The organism is Polaribacter pacificus, from assembly GCF_038024035.1.
In the GTDB taxonomy this organism is placed as follows: Bacteria; Bacteroidota; Bacteroidia; order Flavobacteriales; family Flavobacteriaceae; genus Polaribacter; species Polaribacter pacificus.
In genome coordinates, this window is the sequence record NZ_CP150664.1 from 896,388 (window position 1) to 914,921 (window position 18,534).

At 35.8% G+C, this 18,534-nt stretch carries 16 protein-coding genes; 5 read left to right on the top strand and 11 right to left on the bottom strand.

Annotated elements, in window-relative coordinates:
• Positions 1–43 precede the first annotated feature (43 nt).
• The 4 genes from acs to WHC90_RS04115 form a co-directional block, all read right to left on the bottom strand.
• On the bottom strand, positions 44–1,954 hold the full coding sequence (gene acs, locus WHC90_RS04100; protein WP_188597230.1) for an acetate--CoA ligase: 1,911 nt from the start codon (positions 1,952–1,954) through the stop codon (positions 44–46).
• 6 nt (positions 1,955–1,960) lie between these two features.
• On the bottom strand, positions 1,961–3,859 hold the full coding sequence (locus WHC90_RS04105; protein WP_188597231.1) for an AMP-binding protein: 1,899 nt from the start codon (positions 3,857–3,859) through the stop codon (positions 1,961–1,963).
• Positions 3,860–3,863: 4 nt separating this feature from the next.
• The gene (locus WHC90_RS04110; RefSeq protein WP_188597232.1) at positions 3,864–4,223 is read right to left on the bottom strand and encodes a DUF779 domain-containing protein; all 360 of its coding nucleotides are present in this window, start codon (positions 4,221–4,223) and stop codon (positions 3,864–3,866) included.
• A gap of 67 nt (positions 4,224–4,290) precedes the next feature.
• Positions 4,291–5,787, bottom strand: coding sequence for an aldehyde dehydrogenase family protein (locus WHC90_RS04115; RefSeq protein ID WP_188597233.1), 1,497 nt, complete (start codon positions 5,785–5,787; stop codon positions 4,291–4,293).
• Positions 5,788–5,996: 209 nt separating this feature from the next.
• On the opposite strand from WHC90_RS04115, the gene WHC90_RS04120 reads away from it, so the two are divergent.
• Together WHC90_RS04120 and WHC90_RS04125 are read left to right on the top strand one after the other, a co-directional pair.
• Positions 5,997–6,914 carry an AraC family transcriptional regulator gene (locus WHC90_RS04120; protein ID WP_188597234.1) on the top strand — a complete coding sequence of 306 codons (918 nt, stop codon included), beginning with the start codon at positions 5,997–5,999 and terminating at the stop codon, positions 6,912–6,914.
• 102 nt (positions 6,915–7,016) lie between these two features.
• On the top strand, positions 7,017–7,790 hold the full coding sequence (locus WHC90_RS04125) for a sulfite exporter TauE/SafE family protein (RefSeq protein ID WP_188597235.1): 774 nt from the start codon (positions 7,017–7,019) through the stop codon (positions 7,788–7,790).
• Between the two features lie 8 nt (positions 7,791–7,798).
• Here WHC90_RS04125 and WHC90_RS04130 read toward each other — a convergent pair whose 3' ends face one another.
• From WHC90_RS04130 to WHC90_RS04155, 6 genes are all read right to left on the bottom strand, one after another.
• Positions 7,799–8,275: a hypothetical protein gene (locus WHC90_RS04130; RefSeq protein ID WP_188597236.1), complete on the bottom strand. Its 477-nt coding sequence runs from the start codon at positions 8,273–8,275 to the stop codon at positions 7,799–7,801.
• Positions 8,272–9,075 (bottom strand): endonuclease/exonuclease/phosphatase family protein, encoded by an 804-nt coding sequence (locus tag WHC90_RS04135; protein WP_188597237.1) that lies wholly within the window; start codon positions 9,073–9,075, stop codon positions 8,272–8,274. Before WHC90_RS04135 ends, WHC90_RS04130 begins: the two co-directional genes overlap by 4 nt.
• Positions 9,075–10,265, bottom strand: a complete 1,191-nt coding sequence (fabV, locus tag WHC90_RS04140) for an enoyl-ACP reductase FabV (RefSeq protein WP_188597238.1) — start codon at positions 10,263–10,265, stop codon at positions 9,075–9,077. Before fabV ends, WHC90_RS04135 begins: the two co-directional genes overlap by 1 nt.
• 141 nt (positions 10,266–10,406) lie before the next feature.
• Complete coding sequence (locus WHC90_RS04145; protein ID WP_188597239.1) at positions 10,407–11,360, bottom strand: phosphoribosylaminoimidazolesuccinocarboxamide synthase; 954 nt, start codon at positions 11,358–11,360, stop codon at positions 10,407–10,409.
• A gap of 49 nt (positions 11,361–11,409) precedes the next feature.
• Positions 11,410–12,024 (bottom strand): hypothetical protein, encoded by a 615-nt coding sequence (locus WHC90_RS04150; RefSeq protein WP_188597240.1) that lies wholly within the window; start codon positions 12,022–12,024, stop codon positions 11,410–11,412.
• Positions 12,021–12,968 (bottom strand): PhoH family protein, encoded by a 948-nt coding sequence (locus tag WHC90_RS04155; protein ID WP_188597241.1) that lies wholly within the window; start codon positions 12,966–12,968, stop codon positions 12,021–12,023. Before WHC90_RS04155 ends, WHC90_RS04150 begins: the two co-directional genes overlap by 4 nt.
• 183 nt (positions 12,969–13,151) lie before the next feature.
• Between WHC90_RS04155 and WHC90_RS04160 the strand changes: the two genes are divergently transcribed.
• From WHC90_RS04160 to WHC90_RS04170, 3 genes are all read left to right on the top strand, one after another.
• Positions 13,152–13,985, top strand: coding sequence for an SAM hydrolase/SAM-dependent halogenase family protein (locus WHC90_RS04160; RefSeq protein ID WP_188597242.1), 834 nt, complete (start codon positions 13,152–13,154; stop codon positions 13,983–13,985).
• Between the two features lie 15 nt (positions 13,986–14,000).
• Positions 14,001–14,297, top strand: a complete 297-nt coding sequence (locus tag WHC90_RS04165; protein ID WP_188597243.1) for a putative quinol monooxygenase — start codon at positions 14,001–14,003, stop codon at positions 14,295–14,297.
• Positions 14,298–14,589: 292 nt separating this feature from the next.
• The gene (locus WHC90_RS04170) at positions 14,590–16,758 is read left to right on the top strand and encodes an acylase (protein ID WP_188597244.1); all 2,169 of its coding nucleotides are present in this window, start codon (positions 14,590–14,592) and stop codon (positions 16,756–16,758) included.
• Between the two features lie 57 nt (positions 16,759–16,815).
• Here WHC90_RS04170 and WHC90_RS04175 read toward each other — a convergent pair whose 3' ends face one another.
• Positions 16,816–18,486: a sodium:solute symporter gene (locus tag WHC90_RS04175; protein WP_188597245.1), complete on the bottom strand. Its 1,671-nt coding sequence runs from the start codon at positions 18,484–18,486 to the stop codon at positions 16,816–16,818.
• Positions 18,487–18,534 lie beyond the last annotated feature (48 nt).

The window sequence follows — 18,534 nt, forward strand, 5'->3', positions numbered from 1 at the left end:
AGTTATTCTAAATCTTACATCAACAAAAGACAGAATTCATTATTTACTCCAGTCTATTTTTAGTGATATCCTCCACAACCTCTGGATTTAACAGCGTAGAAATATCTCCTAAAGTAGACAAATCGTTATGTGCGATTTTTCGCAATATTCTACGCATAATTTTCCCTGAACGTGTTTTAGGCAAGCCCGTAGTAAATTGAATCTTATCCAACTTTGCTATAGGGCCAATATGCTCAGAAATAATTTGGTTGATTTCTTTACGCAGATTGTCCTGATCTCTGGTTTCACCAAAGTCTTTTAAAATGACATAACCATACAGTGCATTTCCTTTAACATCGTGTGGGAATCCAACAATAGCAGATTCTGCAACCGCAGGGTGCTCATTAATAGCATCTTCTATTGGTGCTGTTCCTAAGTTGTGTCCAGACACAATGATAACATCATCTACCCGACCTGTAATCCTGTAATAACCTACCTCATCACGCAGAGCTCCATCTCCAGTAAAATACATCCCATCATAAGCAGAAAAATAAGTTTCTTTATAACGTTGGTGGTTTCCCCATATAGTCCTGGCCATACTTGGCCATGGAAACTTAATACACAAACGTCCTTCTACTTGGTTACCTTTTAACTCAGTTCCTGTAGCATCCATTAATGCGGGTTGAATACCAATAAATGGCAAAGTTGCATAGGTTGGTCTGGTCGGTGTTACATAAGGAATTGGTGTAATCATAATACCTCCTGTTTCTGTTTGCCACCAAGTATCTACAATTGGACTTTTTCTTTTCCCAACATTGTCATTATACCAATGCCAAGCTTCTTCATTTATAGGTTCTCCAACAGAACCCAATACTTTTAAAGAGCTTAAATCATATTTTTCTACCAATTCTGGTCCTTGTTTTGCCAAGGCTCTAATGGCAGTTGGCGCTGTGTAAAACTGGTTTACCTTGTGTTTTTCGATCACTTCCCAAAAACGTCCAAAATCTGGATAACTCGGCACACCTTCAAATAAAATTGTCGTAGCTCCATTTGCTAAGGGTCCATAAACAATATAAGAATGACCAGTAATCCAACCAATATCTGCGGTACACCAATACACGTCTTTTTCTCTATATTGGAATACATTTTTAAAAGTATAGGCTGTATAAACCATATAACCAGCAGTGGTATGAACCATTCCTTTGGGTTGTCCTGTTGATCCTGATGTATATAAAATAAACAAAGGATCTTCTGCATCCATTACCTCAGCTTCTCCTTCTGTTGATGCATTGTCTAATAAGGGTTGTAACCAAAAATCACGACCTTCTTTCATCGTGATTTCTGAATCAATTCTTTTTACAACCAAAACAGATTCTACTCCTGGACATGAATCTAAAGCCTCGTCAACAATACCTTTTAAATCGATCGTTTTAGCGCCTCGGTAAGAACCATCAGCAGTAACGACTAGTTTACAATCACAGTCATTAATTCGAGTTGCTAAGGCTGTTGATGAAAAACCTGCAAAAACCACAGAATGCACTGCTCCAATTCTGGCACAGGCCAATGTTGCAATTGCCAATTCTGGAATCATTGGTACATAAATACATACGCGATCTCCTTTTTTTATTCCTTTGCTCTTTAACACATTGGCAAACTGATTCACTCGTTGATACAACTGCAGGTAACTAATATGTTCTGCTGGTTCATCAGGGTTATTAGGCTCAAAAATAATAGCCGTTTTATTGGCTCTTGTTGCCAAATGCCTATCCAAACAATTTTCTGTAATATTTAACTGAGCACCTTGAAACCACTTAATTTCTGGTTTAGAAAAATCCCACTCCAAAACTTTATCCCACTTCTTCCTCCAAATAAAATGCTCTTCGGCTATTTCTTCCCAAAAATTTTCTGGTTCTCTAATTGATTTTCTATAAACTTGATAATACTCTTCTAAGTGTTTTATGTGATAATTACTCATTATTGATTAATTTTTGTGTATTCCTATTTGGTTGGCCTTATAAACCACAATTATTTCATTGATAATGCTAGGATCATCAATAGTCGAAGGGATATTGTAATTTAATTCGTCAGCGATATTACGCAGCAATTTACGAAGAATTTTTCCTCTTCTTGTTTTTGGTAATCGATTAACAATCAACACATCTCTAAAAGAAGCAACTGCTCCAATTTCTTTTCTGACATCGTTAATGATTTCTTTTTGTATAGTTTGTGCTTCTGATACTTCATCTAATTTTAAAACAACCAGACCCAATGGTTTCTGCCCTTTAATATCACAATGTACTCCAAAAACTGCACATTCTGCCACTGATTTGTGAGAAGCTACAACCTCTTCCATTTCTGCCGTAGACAATCGGTGACCTGCAACATTGATAATATCATCTACACGACCGGTTATAAAAACATAGCCATCTTCATCAGTATAACCTCCATCACCTGTAAAATAATAACCGGGAAAACGCTCTAAATAACCGAATCTAAAACGCTCTGGGTTGCCCCAAAGATTGCTTAAAGCTCCTGGAGGCAAAGGTAATTTTACAGCTACATATCCCTCGACATTAGCCGCTAGTTCCTGGCCCTCTTCGTTTAAGATTTTGATTTCATAACCACATACTGGCAAACCTGCAGACCCAGGCTTTATGGTCTGCAAATCAACACCGACCATATTTGCTAGCATCGGCCAGCCACTTTCTGTCTGCCACCAATGGTCAATTACAGGTATGTTTAATTTTTCTTCTGCCCAATTTAACGTAGCCACATCACAGCGTTCTCCTGCTAAAAACTGATATTTTAAACAGGATAAATCATAGCGTTTTAGTAGTTCTCCTGTTGGATCTTCTTTTTTTATTGCCCTTATCGCTGTTGGTGCAGTAAACATTGCTTTTACACCATGCTCACTAATCACTCGCCAAAAAGTTGAAGCATCTGGAGTTCTAATCGGTTTCCCTTCAAATACGATGGTCGTGTTTCTATTTAACAAAGGTCCATAGGTTATAAAACTATGTCCTACAACCCAACCAACATCACTTGCAGCCCAAAAGGTTTCTCCTTCTTCAACACCATAGATATGTTTCATTGAAAATTTTAAAGCAGTTGCATATCCCCCTGTATCTCTAATAATTCCTTTTGGTGTTCCTGTAGTTCCTGAAGTGTATAAAATATAAGATGGATGTATTGATTTCATCGGAACCGCCTCTATACCAACTGATTCTTTTACCAATTTTGTATAATCTACATCGTAGTCTTTTTTAGGAATTTCTACACCCAATTGTCGATCAAAAACCACCACGTGTTTTGGTTTGCTGTTAGCTTTGACAATTGCTTCATCTACAAAGGGCTTATAAGGAATAATCCGTTCAATTTCTATCCCGTTTGATGCCGTTATGATAACTTTAGGCTTACAATCATCAATGCGAATAGCCAACTCATGAGGTGCAAAACCTCCAAAGACTACAGAGTGGATGACCCCAATTCTTGCGCAGGCCAACATAGCAAACAATGCCTGCGGAATCATGGGCATATAAATAATACAGGTATCCCCTTTTTGCAGACCTAATCGCTCTAAGCCTCCAGCTAATTTAGAGACCTCGTAATGTAAATTATTAAAAGTAATATGTTGTATCGTATTGGTAACTGGTGAGTCATAAATGATTGCATTTTGCTCACCAAACCCCTCTTTAATATGTTTGTCTATACACAAATAACTTAAGTTGAGTTCTCCATCCTCAAACCATTGATTATAATCATACTGATCTTTAGACAGTATCGTTTTTGGTGCTTTAAACCAATCGAGTTCAGCGGCTTGTGTTTTCCAGAATGCTTCTGGATTTTGAATGCTTTTGTTATAAAAATTTTGATATTTCATAGCCTTATTTTTTAGAATTAAAAAAACGATCTTCTTTATCCGTTAATAATCTAGAATGTATTAAAAAACGCAAGCCAAGAGGAATCTCTAAAGAAAAGCTTGAACCTCTTCCTGCTGTTATATCTACCGTTAAATGTGTGTGTTTCCAATAGTCAAATTGATCTTGATTCATGTAAAAATTTACACCTTCTACAACACCTAAAAGCACATCACTTTCATCAAGATACAACTCGCCTTTTTCTAACAACATCGGAGTAGAACCGTCACAACAGCCTCCACTTTGATGAAATATTAAATCGCCATGCAGCGCTTTTATTTGCTTAACGACCTGTCTTGCTTGCTCAGTGATTTCTACTCTTTTCATTGTTTAAATGTATTAAAAAAAGGCTGAATTTTATTACAATTCAGCCTTATCGATTTCAGTTCTTCCATTAAAAGAACCCTAATTTATTTTTATCATAAGAGATTAACATGTTTTTAGTTTGTCTGTAGTGTCCCATCATCATCAAATGATTTTCTCTACCAAAACCAGATTTTTTATACCCACCAAAAGGAGCATGTGCTGGATAAGCATGGTAACAGTTTACCCACACTCTTCCTGCTTTAATCGCTCTCGGAATTTGATACAATTGATGCGCATCACGGGTCCAAACACCGGCTCCTAAACCATAAAGCGTATCATTGGCAATCTCTAAAGCTTCTGCTTCATCTTTAAATTTAGTCACACAAACTACAGGTCCAAAAATTTCTTCTTGAAATACTCTCATTTTGTTATGTCCTTCTAAGATGGTTGGCAAAATATAAAAACCTTTGGCTAAATCTGCTTGGGTATTTGCGGCTCCTCCACACAATACTTTGGCGCCTTCTTCTTTACCAATAGCGATATAAGACTGTATCTTGTTGTACTGATCTACAGAAGATTGAGCGCCAATCATGGTTTGTACATCATACGGATTGTCTTGAACAATGGCTTTGGTTCTTGCAACCACTCGTTCCATAAAGGCATCGTAAATACTTTCTTGCACCAATATTCTAGATGGACTAGTACATACTTCGCCTTGGTTAAAAGCAAACATCACTGCTCCTTCTATCGCTTTATCTAAATAAGCATCATCTTGATCCATTACACTTTCAAAAAACAAGTTTGGAGATTTACCTCCTAACTCCATCGTTACTGGATTTAAATTTTTGGATGCATATTGCATAATTAATTGCCCTGTAGTTGTTTCTCCAGTAAAAGCCACTTTATCAACTTTTGAACTAGACGCTAAAGGCTTGCCAGCCTCTGGTCCAAAGCCATGAACTACATTGATGACTCCAGGAGGAAAAACGGCTGCAATTTTCTCCATTAATAAGGTTGCTGATGAAGGCGTTTGCTCTGCTGGTTTTAAAACCACACAGTTTCCTGTGGCCAATGCAGGCGGTAATTTCCAAGACAGCATTAGCATCGGAAAATTCCAAGGAATAATCTGCCCAACAACCCCTAAAGGTTCTTTAATATTCATAGATAAAGTATGTGCATCTAATTCTGTAGCACTGCCTTCTTCTGCTCTAATACAAGCAGCAAAATAACGCCAATGATCAACTGACAAAGGAATATCAGCATTAAGAGTTTCTCTAATCGGTTTACCATTATCACAGGTTTCAACCAAGGCAAACTCTTCTAAATTTTGCTCTATAATATCTGCAACTTTATTTAACATAGCTGCTCTTTCTGTCACTGAAGTGTTCCCCCAAGCATCTTTTGCAGCATTTGCTGCATCTAATGCCATATCAATATCCTCTTTTTGAGATCTAGGATATTTAGCAATAAGACTAGAATCTATAGGCGAAGTGTTTTCAAAATATTGGCCTCCTAAGGGCGCTATAAATTTTCCGTTTATAAAATTTCCATAAACATCCTTAAATGTTGGTTTAGAATAACTCATAAATATATGTTTTTTTAAAAGTGAATAATTAGACTATCGATAAAAAAACAGATTAAAATATTCATACTATTTACATGAATAAAATGCTTAATTATCAATTTTTGTAAAGCTATTTTATTAAATTCACTATAAATTGAACATATATATTATATTCTTGAACAAATCTATTATATAAGATTTTCTCTTCAATATTTTTTATATATTTGGGTATGAGTCATTTATTAGACAACCATAAAAAGCATAGAAAACTCACAACCTTAGTTGAGAATAGAACTACTTACAATGCAGATTTTGCAGAATTAAATATCTATGAGACTCATCAGTATGCAGAAAAAGTGGCTCTTGAATTTGATTTCCCAATTATTGCTAGTATGCTTACAGGAAAAAAAATCATGCATATTGACGGCCTGCCTTCTTTTGATTTTTTTCCGGGAGAATCTGTTGTCATGCCTAGTAAAAAAGAAATGATTATTGATTTTCCAATTGCAAATCAAAATTCACCTACTCAATGTTTAGCACTCGGAATCGATAGCACAAAAATTAATGAAGTGGTTGATCGATTTAACTACCAAGTTGCCATAGAAAATGAAAATAACAATTGGTCTATAGCCACAAATACCAATCATCTAACAAACAATGTTGATGTAAACCAGTTAATCAAACGCTTAACGTATACCTTTACAAATAACAACAATTCTAAAGATGTTCTTTTAGATTTAATGATTCAAGAACTCATCGTTCGGCTTTTACAGACCAAGGCAAAAACAATCCTAATTAACGATGTTTCTCAAATGTTTAGTGATACAAGAATGGGAATGGTAATTAAATACATTAAAGATAACTTAACCAATAAAGACATCAACGTAGAAACACTTGCTGAAAAAGCATGCATGAGTAGTTCACATTTTCATAAAAAATTTAAAAATACACTTGGAGTATCACCTATTGATTATTTAAATTCAGAAAAAATTAAATTTTCAAAGAAACTAATTAAAGAATCTAAGGACTTTAGAATGTCAGAAATTGCTTTTAAATCTGGCTTTAACAACACCAGCTACTTTAATAGACAGTTTAAAAAAATGGAAATGATGACTCCTCAGCAGTTTAAAAAATCAATTCTATCCTAAACAAGCTCCTTAAAACTATTGACTGGTTAAAAACACAAAACTTATCGGTTGTTTCACTTATATTTTTCTACATTTAGACACATAAACAACACCTAAAAAATCTTGATTTTAGATAGCTTATTTGAGTTTTGGCCTATAGTCCTACTCTTCTTTACAATAGCAGTGCTATATGCTTCTGTCGGTTTTGGAGGAGGCTCCAGTTATTTGGCAGTACTGGCCTTAACTGGCATCGCATTCTCAGAAATTAGAGCCACAGCTTTACTGTGTAATATTATGGTGGTTACTGGTAATGTCTATTTTTTTCATCGACAAAAGACATACAATTATAAAAAAGTGCTCCCGTTAGTGCTTTTAAGCGTTCCTTTTGCAATGATTGGGGGCTATTTAAAAATTAGTGAAACCTTCTTTTTTATTTTATTGGGATGTACACTCTTCTTTGCCGCTGTAAGTATGTGGGGTTCAAAAAAAATTACCAGCTCAGAAAGCAATAAACCAAAAATATCCAAGCAAACAAATGCCGTATTTGGAGGACTAATTGGCTTTGTCTCTGGCATGGTTGGTATTGGTGGTGGTATCTTTTTAGCACCCTTATTACATTTGACTCATTGGGATACCCCAAAAAAAATTGCAGCAACGGCAAGTCTCTTTATCCTCGTAAATTCTATTGCGGGCTTATTAGGACAATATGCCAACCCAAGTTTTTCTATTGATTGGAAACTTACAGGTTTATTGTTAATTGCCGTAGCCATTGGAGGACAAATCGGGAGCAGAATGAGCTCTCAATACTTAAAACCAAATCAACTAAAAAAATTAACTGCCGTTTTAATTGCCTTTGTAAGTTTGCGAATTTTGTGGAAACACCTTTCTAATTACTAGTCGAGAAATTAGTTTTGAAGTTCATCAAGCTCAGCCTGATAATCAAACTGCAAATCTTCATGCAAGCTTGAAAGTGCTTTTTTAATCAAAACCAACTGCCTATCAAAGGTATTTTGCAAACGTGGACTGTTTTTAATTGAGGGTTTAAAATCTAAAAGCTTTCTGCAAAAATACATGAGCAAAACAACCTCTGTTTCTTTTTTGTTTGAATAGCGAATGTATTTCTTTGTAGTCGTTAAAATCTTTCGGACACTCTTTCTGATATAAAAAAAACTCTTGGTATTGATCTGCTCAAAAAGCGAATCAATTTCTTCTTTTACGCCTTCTATATAAGCTTCTTCGTCACTGGCTTCAAAAAGCAAATAACTAAGTAGTTCTTTGTTCTCTTTTTTAAACTTAGTAAGCGCAATACAAAGCCCTATCAACTCTTCTTGAGATTGATGACCCAATTCATCTTTTAGGTTTTTTAGGCTGATTTTTTTCACTTTTTCTTGGGATTTAAGGCCAAAACAACCAAATATCCACAGTGATCAGAGGCAATAGTATCACAGATGGTTTCTGTAGAAATAACTTTCCATCCAGAATTTGGGTCGGTCATTATATAGTCGATTTTTTTAATTGGCTTCTCTGATGGGTAGGTAAGCTTTAAACTTGATTCTGTATGATAAGCCGCCTTCCAATAGTTTTCTAAAATTGAGATTGCATTGCTTTTTGGCTCGTCGTTTAGATCACCCGCTAAAATGGTTGGATACCGATTGTTTTTAAAAATGCTGTTCAGTGCTTTTGCTTGTGAAACTCTGTCTGTATCTGTTTTTAAATGATCCAAATGTGTCCCAATAAAAGAAATAGTATCTCCTGATTTTAAAACAGCCGTCACCTCTAAAGCAGCTCTTGGCTCATTGCCATTGGTATAAGGTAAGGCTGTATTTCTACTACTAATAAAACTATAGGTAGACAAAACTGCTTCACCGTACTCACCACCATCATAAGGCATGGCCCTTGCAAATAAAGAAGTCATTTTTGTACGAAAACCTAATTCTGTAGGCAAATCATAACCCTTGGCCCTTTTGGTTTTAAAATCAACCTCTTGTAGGGCAACAAAATCAGCATCAGCTTTTTTTATGACTGCCGCAATGCGGTCTAAATCAAAACTTCCATCGGTATTGGCTCCATGCAAAATATTAAAACTCAAAACACGAACCGTTGTTGGGTTTGATTCTTGTGACCAGAGCAAAACTCCAGTCAACAAAAACCCAATCAGTAGGTATTTTTTAAGAAAAAACATTAGTGTTCGCTTGGAATGGCTACCATTTCATCTACCTCTGCATTATAATCTATACTTGGCACTTTAAAACCAAAAAGGTTAAAAAAGTCATTGCTATATCCTTCTAAATCTCCGATCTCAGATAGGTTTTCTGTAGTAGCTGTTTCCCATAATTTAGCAACTTCTGCTTGTACATCTTCACGCATTTCTAAATCGTCTACACGAACTCTCCCTTTCGCATCTAATTGCATTGGATTTCCTGTGTATAATCTTTCACTATACAAACGTTGAATTTGCTCAATACAACCTTCGTGCAATCCTTTTTCTTTCATCACCTTAAACAATAATGAAATATACAATGGAATTACAGGAATAGCAGAGCTGGCCTGAGTTACTAAAGCTTTATTTACAGAAACATAAGCCTCTCCTTTAAGGTCTTTTAAGCTATTTGTAATGCTAAAAGCAGTTGCTTCTAAATGATCTTTTGCAGCACCTATGGTTCCTTTTCTATACACAGCCTCTGTTAATTTTGGGCCGATATATGAATAGGCTACTGTTTTAGCTCCTGTTGCTAATACATTTTCTTTTTTAAGAGCGTCAATCCACATTTTCCAATCTTCTCCACCCATGACTGCTACAGTATTTGCAATATCATCTCCTTCTGCAGGATTGATAGAAATTTCTGAAACTACTCCGGTATGAAAATCAACGGTCTTGTTAGAAAACACGCCGCCAATTGGCTTTAATACTGATTTGTATCGAGTACCTGTATCAGGATGCGTTCTTACTGGTGATGCTAAACTGTAAATTACCAAATCTATCTGTCCTAAATCTTCTTTGATCAACTTAATAACATCAGCTTTAACTTCATTAGAAAAGGCATCACCGTTGATGCTTTTTGCGTACAAGCCGGCTTGGTGTGCATGCTTTTCAAAAGCTGCGGTATTGTAATAGCCTGCAGATCCTGTTTTTCCGGGAGCAGATGGCTTGTCAAAAAACACACCGATGGTTGCTGCATCAGAACCAAAGGCACTTGTAATTCTAGATGCCAATCCAAAGCCTGTAGAAGAACCAATGACTAGCACTTTTTTAGCTCCGTTAATTTTTCCTTTTGATTTTACGTAATCAATTTGATTGATTACATTTTTCTCACAACCTGTTGGATGCGCAGTTAAACAAATAAAGCCTCTCGTTCTTGGTTCTATGATCATGGTAGTTCTGTTTTGTGTTTTCGATACTATTTTCTTCGATTTATTTCTAAAAAATCACTCCAATTGACTAATAAAATGGTCTTTCGAGTGAATTTAATATTCGATAGAAAAATTAACTAAGTATCAAATTGATTTATTTTTTTAATTAATTGAAGCTAAAAACTTCGTTATATTGTTCTCTATACGATCCAGGACATTGTCTGTATTTGCTTTGACAAATTTTTCGCCTGTAATTTGTTCGTACAATTCTATATATCGGTTAGAAATTTCTGTGATTTTCTCATCAGACATTTCTGGAATCTGCTGACCTTCTTTTCCTTGAAAACCATTTTCTATAAGCCACTGTCTCACAAACTCTTTAGACAATTGTTTTTGAGTCTCTCCTTTTTCTTGTCTTTCGGCATAGCCATCTGCATAAAAATAACGAGAAGAATCTGGTGTGTGAATTTCATCAATCAATACAATTTTACCGTCTTTTGTTTTTCCAAACTCATATTTGGTGTCTACCAAAATCAAGCCTCTTTTTGCGGCAATCTCAGTTCCTTTTGCAAACAATTTACGGGTATAATCTTCTAAGATTAAATAATCTTGTTCAGAAACAATTCCTTGTTCTAAGATAGCTTCTCTAGAGATATCCTCATCGTGATCACCGTTATCTGCTTTGGTAGAAGGTGTAATAATTGGTGTTGGAAAACGATCGTTTTCACGCATCCCCTCAGGCATGGCTACTCCACAAATCATTCGTTTACCTGCCTTGTATTCTCTGGCTGCATGCCCAGACAAATAGCCTCTAATAACCATCTCTACTTTAAACGGCTCACACAAATGTCCTACTGCAACATTCTCATCTGGAGTTGCAAGCAACCAGTTGGGAACAATTGCTGCTGTTTGGTCCATCATTTTGGTAGCAATCTGATTTAAGATTTGTCCTTTAAATGGAATTTGCTTTGGCAGAATTACATCAAAAGCAGACAAGCGATCAGAAGCAATCATCACCAATACTTCATTATTGATATTGTAGACCTCTCTAACTTTGCCTTTATATACAGATTGTTGCTTTGGGAAATTAAAGTTTGTTTCGTTAATTGTATTCATTAATTTGGATATTGTTATGGATGCAAAAATAGTATTTAAACCATTAATTTTAGTCCTTTTCTAAGACTTTTATTTGCTTAATATTATCAGATATTGGCGTTACTGTAATGACTTTTTCGCCAGGAATAAAATAGAAAAAATACATAGAGTTCTGACCAATCTTTCTTACGTCTAAACGAGTATTATCTTTAAACACCAATGTGTAATTGGGGATAATTTCTTTTTCTGAAAACTTTTGTTTTGTGCCAAGCCCCATCCCTGTTCTCATAGAAACAAATAAGAGGAAAAATATAAACATTAGCCCTGGGATCATGCTCTTTTGAGCTTTCATTTTGGCGTACTTCTTATCCATTTTTTCAATATTATAGATTTTTCCGTACCATTTTTTTTCTCTAAGATAAGCGTAAAACCTATACATCCATTTATTAAAATACATATACATCAACCAAAACATGATCCCTAAGAACAAGCTTAGTTTCCAATTGTTGGTAAGTAAACTAATCGGAGAAATTAAGGCATCTAAGATGGTGGTGTAATTTAAATATGAAATGCCGAAAATCCCATAGAAAATGGCATCACTAATAATCCCCAAAATAATTAGGTATACATAACCAATGTAGAAATAATCTTGTAAGCTTAATTTATCTTGTTCTATTTTTATCATTCTGTTTCTATGCTTTTATAGGCGGTAATTATTTTACGCACCAATCGATGGCGAATAACATCCTTATCATCTAAGTACACCTGAGCGATTCCGTCAATGTCTTTAAGTGCCAATAAAGACTCTTTGAGCCCAGAAACCTGTTTTCTTGGCAAATCTATCTGTCCTGGATCTCCGTTAATAATAAACTTGGCATGTTTCCCCATACGCGTTAAAAACATTTTCATTTGATTGTGCGTGGTGTTTTGAGCCTCGTCTAAAATAACAAATGCATTGTCTAAAGTACGTCCTCTCATAAATGCCAAAGGTGCAATTTGGATGGTTTGATTTTCTAGATATGATTCTAGTTTCTCATGCGAAATCATATCGCGCAGCGCATCGTATAAAGGCTGCATATACGGGTCTAACTTCTCTTTTAAATCTCCAGGTAAAAACCCTAAGTTCTCACCAGACTCAACAGCCGGTCTTGTTAGAATAATTCTTCGAACCTCTTTTTCCTTTAAAGCTTTAACAGCCAAGGCAACTGCGGTATATGTTTTACCTGTACCAGCTGGCCCTACAGCAAAGAGCATATCGTTTTTTTGCATCAGGCTTACCATTTTTCGCTGATTCTCTGTTTGGGCTTTGATCAATCGCCCATTAACACCATGTAGCAGAACATCTTTAGAGGCTCCTCGGGTGCTTTCTTCTTTTCCGGTTGATGTTAAAATACGCTCTATGCTATTTTCATCCAATTTGTTGTAACGGTTAAAATACTTAGTAAGCATTTCAAATCGCTTTTCAAATTCATCCAAAAGCTCAGACTCTCCATAGATCTTTAGGTTGGTACCTCTGGCAACTATTTTAATTTTAGGAAAGTAGGTTTTTAGCTGAGTAATTGTGCTATTTTGCGCGCCAAAAAAATCATTTGGATCGATTTCTGTAAGCTCTATTGTACGTTCTGTCAAATGTTTAGGTTTTAAATATTGTTAAAATCTCAAAAAATGATAAAAGAATAAAAATGCAGCGTAAAAATAAATTCAATTTCGTCATTTTTTACTAAAGAAAAGTACGCATAAAAATTTAGAAATGATTAGCTTTGTGTAAAATTTTCATGAATTTTTAAACAATTAATCAACAGGGGTTTTCACATGTCTTTAATCACATTAACTACAGATTTCGGAATTAAAGATCACTTTGTTGGCGCGGTTAAGGGTGCCATCTATACGCAGCTTCCCGATGCTCGAATTGTTGACATCACTCACCAAATCTCACCATTTAACATTACCGAAACTGCTTATATTTTAAAAAATTCTTACAAGAGTTTCCCAGATAAAAGCATCCATATTATTGGAGTAGACTCAGAGCTGAGTCCAGAGAACAAACATATTGCACTGCTTTTGGACAATCATTATTTTATCTGTCCAGACAATGGTTTAATTTCTATGATTGCCTCAGAAATTAAGCCGACCCAAATCGTAGCAATCAATATCCATGACAGAGTAGAAAGCAGCTTCCCTGTGTTGGATGTCTTTGTGCAAGTAGCTTGTTTTATCGCTAGAGGCGGTAGCCTAGGTGTGATCGGAAAAGACATTGATACCTATAAAAAAATCACCGAAATACAGCCTAAGCTTAATCAAGATGAAAATCAGATTATAGGATCTGTGGTTTATATTGACAATTACGGAAACGTCATTAGCAATATCAGCAAAAAACTCTTTGCAGATGCGGGTAAAGGAAGGCCGTTTAAAGTAAAAGCTAGACGTTATGAATTTGATAAAATTCACCACAAATACAATGACATTATCAATTTTGATATAGAAGAAAACCGCTCTCATTACGATGGAAATAAATTAGCACTGTTTAACTCAGCCGGCTATTTAGAAATTGCCATTTACAGAAGCAACCTTGATACAGTTGGTGGGGCATCTACCCTATTAGGCTTAGGATATCGAGATACTATTACCATTGAATTTATTTCATAAAAAAACACATCTATTATGTTTGTTAGAATTGTAAAAATGAGCTTTAATCCTTCTGATGTACCTGATTTTTTGGCCATGTTTGAAGAAAAAAAAGCACTCATCAAACAAAACAAAGGTTGCCAACTCTTAGAACTTTACAGAGACAAAACCAATCCATCTATTTTCTTTACTTACAGTTATTGGGACGAAGAACAAGACTTGGAAAACTACAGACATTCTGCTTTATTCAAAGCTGTATGGGCACAAACGAAAACCTGGTTTAATGACAAACCTGAAGCCTGGAGTGTTGATAAATTGGTGAGTCTTTCTTAATCAAGGATCACCAAGTTCTTGCAATAGAATTGCAAACTTCCTTTTAGTGGTGAGTGGTGAGTTAAAACTCAATTCAAACCAGCACCTTTGCACCCCTCTGCACCTCTGCACCTTTGTACCTTTGTACCTTTGTAACTTTGCACCCCTGCCTGCCATGCCTACGACAGGAAATCCGAAGGCAGGTTTGTCCCTTCTCTATTTTCTCTTTTCTCTTTTCTAAAAAAGAATTAAATCATTCTTATTATCTTGCAATACCTTAACAGGTTAAAAGACAATCAACAACACCAAAACCATGAAAAAACTATCCTTCCTCTTATTGCTACTACTCATCATTAGCTGTTCAACTAAAAATGATGAACAAACTCGCTGGCAACAGCATGTAGAAAACACAGAAATCATACGAGATGATTTTGGAGTACCCCACATCTATGGAAAAACCGATGCAGATGCTGTTTTTGGACTGATGTACGCACAAAGTGAAGATGATTTTAACCGAGTAGAACGCAATTATATTTGGGCATTGGGTCGATTGGCTGAGGTAGAAGGAGAAAAATCACTCTACAGTGATCTAAGAGCCAACTTATACATGACAGAAGAAGAGGCCAAAGAAAATTACGCTAAGGCGCCTAAGTGGTTGCAAAAATTATGCATCGCTTTTGCCGATGGGATTAATTACTACCTAGAAAAAAATCCAGAAGTAAAACCCGCTTTGATTACTCATTTTGAACCTTGGATGCCGATGTATTTTAGCGAAGGATCTATCGGTGGTGATATTGAGCGCGTTTCGACAAGAAAAATAAAAGACTTTTACGACAAGAGCAACTCAAAAATTGCGGCTTCAGAAGGCTTCATCAGATTAAAAGACGATGAACCAAGAGGCTCTAACGGCTTTGCAATTGCCGGAAGCAAAACCAAATCTGGAAACGCCATGTTGTTAATCAATCCACATACTTCTTTTTTCTTTAGAGGAGAAGTTCATATGGTTAGCGAAGAAGGACTCAATGCTTATGGAGCAGTTACTTGGGGACAATTTTTTGTGTACCAAGGTTTTAATGAAAAAACAGGCTGGATGCACACCTCTACAGGAACTGATATTATTGATGAATTTGAAGAAACCATCAGCAAAAGCAGCAAAGGAACTCATTATATCTATGGCGATGAAAAGAGACCTGTAGACTCTTTAGTTGTTCAACTAAAATACAAGACAAATACAGGTGAAGCCACTCGGCCATTTACCATTTACAGAACACACCACGGTCCTATTACACATCAAAATAATGACAAATGGGTAGCGACAGCCTTAATGTGGAGTCCTGTAAAAGCTTTGGAACAATCGTTTACAAGAACAAAAAAATCAAATCATCAAGAGTTTGATAAAATGATGGAAATTAGAACTAACTCATCTAACAATACGGTTTATGCAGATGCAGATGGTACCATTGCTTATTATCATGGAAACTTTATTCCAAAAAGAAATGTACAATTTGATTATACAAAACCCGTAGACGGAAGCAATCCTGCAACAGATTGGCAAGGGTTGCATGCCCTAAATGAAAACATCTTTATTAAAAATCCACCAAATGGATGGATTCAGAATTGTAATTCAACTCCCTTTACCGCCGCTTTAGCCTACAGTCCTAAAAAAGAAGATTACCCTACCTATATGACTTCTTTTCCAGAAAACTTTAGAGGAATCCATGCCATCCCTCTATTAACAAAGGCTTCTAACCTTACTTTGGACAATTTAATTACATTAGCCTATGATCCGTATTTACCAGGTGCTAAGGCATTAATGACGGGTTTGCTAGAAGCTTATAAAAAATACCCTAGCAAGGATAAAGAAGTTCAAGAAGCCATTGCTGTTTTAAAAAATTGGGATTTTACTGTGAGCACTACCTCTGTGGGAATGACCATGAGTCAGTATTATTTAAATGCTTTTTACAGATCTGGTAAAGCTCCTCGCAATATGGATTTTGTTTCTAGAATACACTATATGGGAAGCCAATCAAACTTAAAAGATCGCCTAGCTATCTTTAAAACTGCTTTAGAAAATATTAAAAGTGATTTTGGAAAATGGCAAACTCCTTGGGGAGAAATCAATCGCTACCAAAGAAATGACGGTGCAATTTTTCAAGAATTTGATGATAAAAAACCTAGTATTGCCATAGGAATGGCTTCAAGCTCTTGGGGAGCCTTGGCCTCTTTTGGTGTTCGTAAAGGAACCAATACCAAACGTCAATACGGTACCTCTGGAAATAGCTTTGTAGCCGTTGTAGAATTTGGAGCTAAGGTCAAAGCAAAAAGCATGCTAGCCGGTGGTCAGAGTAGTGATCCTAACTCACCACATTTTGATGATCAAACCCAGCGCTATGCCGATGCTCAGTTTAAGGATGTTGCCTTTTACAAAGAAGATGTTTTAAAACGGGCAGAAAAGAGCTACCGACCAGGTGAAGAAAAATAAAGATCAAAAAAGGCGAACAGAAATGTTCGCCTTTTTTTTATAGAGTTAATATACTTTTTAAGATGTCAATTCTACTTTTCTTTTCATGGTGGTTTGTATAAGCAAGGCAATGGCCATTACCAATACACAACCCAGCAAGTTTAACCATAAATACGGCAACCAATCCATCAAGAACACACCGATGATAATTGCCTGCGTAATGATTGCTGCAATAAATACAGCATTTCCTTTTACGTATTTAATAAAAAATGCCAATAAGAAAATACCCAATACGTTTCCGTAGAAAATAGAACCAATAATATTGACCAACTGAATTAAGTTATCAAACAAATTGGCAACACAGGCCACCAAAATTGCCAAGATTCCCCAACCTAGTGTAAACCACTTAGACATTTTTACATAATGAGCTTCTGATTTTTCTCCTTTTACATTTCTCTTGTATAAATCAATAGCCGTAGTAGATGCCAAGGCATTTAATTCTGATGCTGTTGATGACATGGCTGCTGATAAGATTACCGCCAATAACAAACCGATTAATCCTCGAGGTAAATTGTTTAAGATAAAATGAATAAACACATAATCTTTATCATTGGTTTCTACAGAATCATCTGCTTTGCTGATTACTGCTTTTGCCTGTTCTTTAACAGCAACACTCTGCTGCTCTAAGTCTTTAATTTGCGCTTTATCTCCTGCTTGCACACCATCTAAAACCAAGGTCTTTTTTTGATCTTCTAAGGCTCTGTATTGACTCTCCAAAGCTTTGTACTCAGAAGCATAGGCTGAATTTAACACTGCTTCATTTGCCTTTGGGTTAAAATTTAAAGGGGCCGCATTAAATTGATAAAAAACAAACACCATCACCCCAACTAAAAGAATAAAAAACTGCATTGGTACTTTTAACAATCCATTAAACAACAAGCCCAACTGACTTTCACGTACAGACTTCCCAGACAAATAACGCTGTACCTGACTTTGATCGGTTCCAAAATAAGAGAGCATTAAAAAAGTCCCTCCAAGAAAACCTGTCCATACTGTATAGCGGTTAGACAGATCAAAAGAAAAATCTAGCACTTCCATTTTTCCACTAGCACCTGCAATATCAAGCGCCTTGCTAAATGAAATATCTTGCGGCAATTGATCTACAATCATAAAAAAAGCAACCAACATCCCTAAAAAGATAATAAGCATCTGTTGTTTTTGAGTCACATTTACGGCCTTTGTTCCTCCAGAAACCGTGTAAATAATTACCAAAACACCAATAATAATATTTAAAGAAACCAGATCCCATCCCAATACGGCAGACAATATAATGGCAGGAGCAAAAATGGTAATTCCGGCCGCCAATCCACGCTGTACTAAAAATAAAATTGCGGCCAGCGTTCTTGTTTTTAAATCAAAGCGCCCTTCTAAATACTCATAAGCCGTATAGACTTTTAAACGGTGATAAATGGGTATAAAAACCAAACAAATAATCACCATGGCGATGGGCAATCCAAAATAAAACTGCACAAAACCCATCCCACTATGAAACGCTTGTCCTGGGGTTGATAAAAAGGTAATTGCACTGGCTTGGGTAGCCATTACTGAGAGCCCTATGGTCCACCATTTGGTATCGTTACCTCCTTTGATATAATCTTGTACACTAGTGTTCTTTCTAGTTTTATAAGCACCAAAAATCACAATAAATGCTAAGGTGGCAGAAAGTACTATCCAATCTAAAATTTCCATGTTTTGAGTTGCTTAATTAGAAAAATAAGTAGTGATAAAATAAAAAAG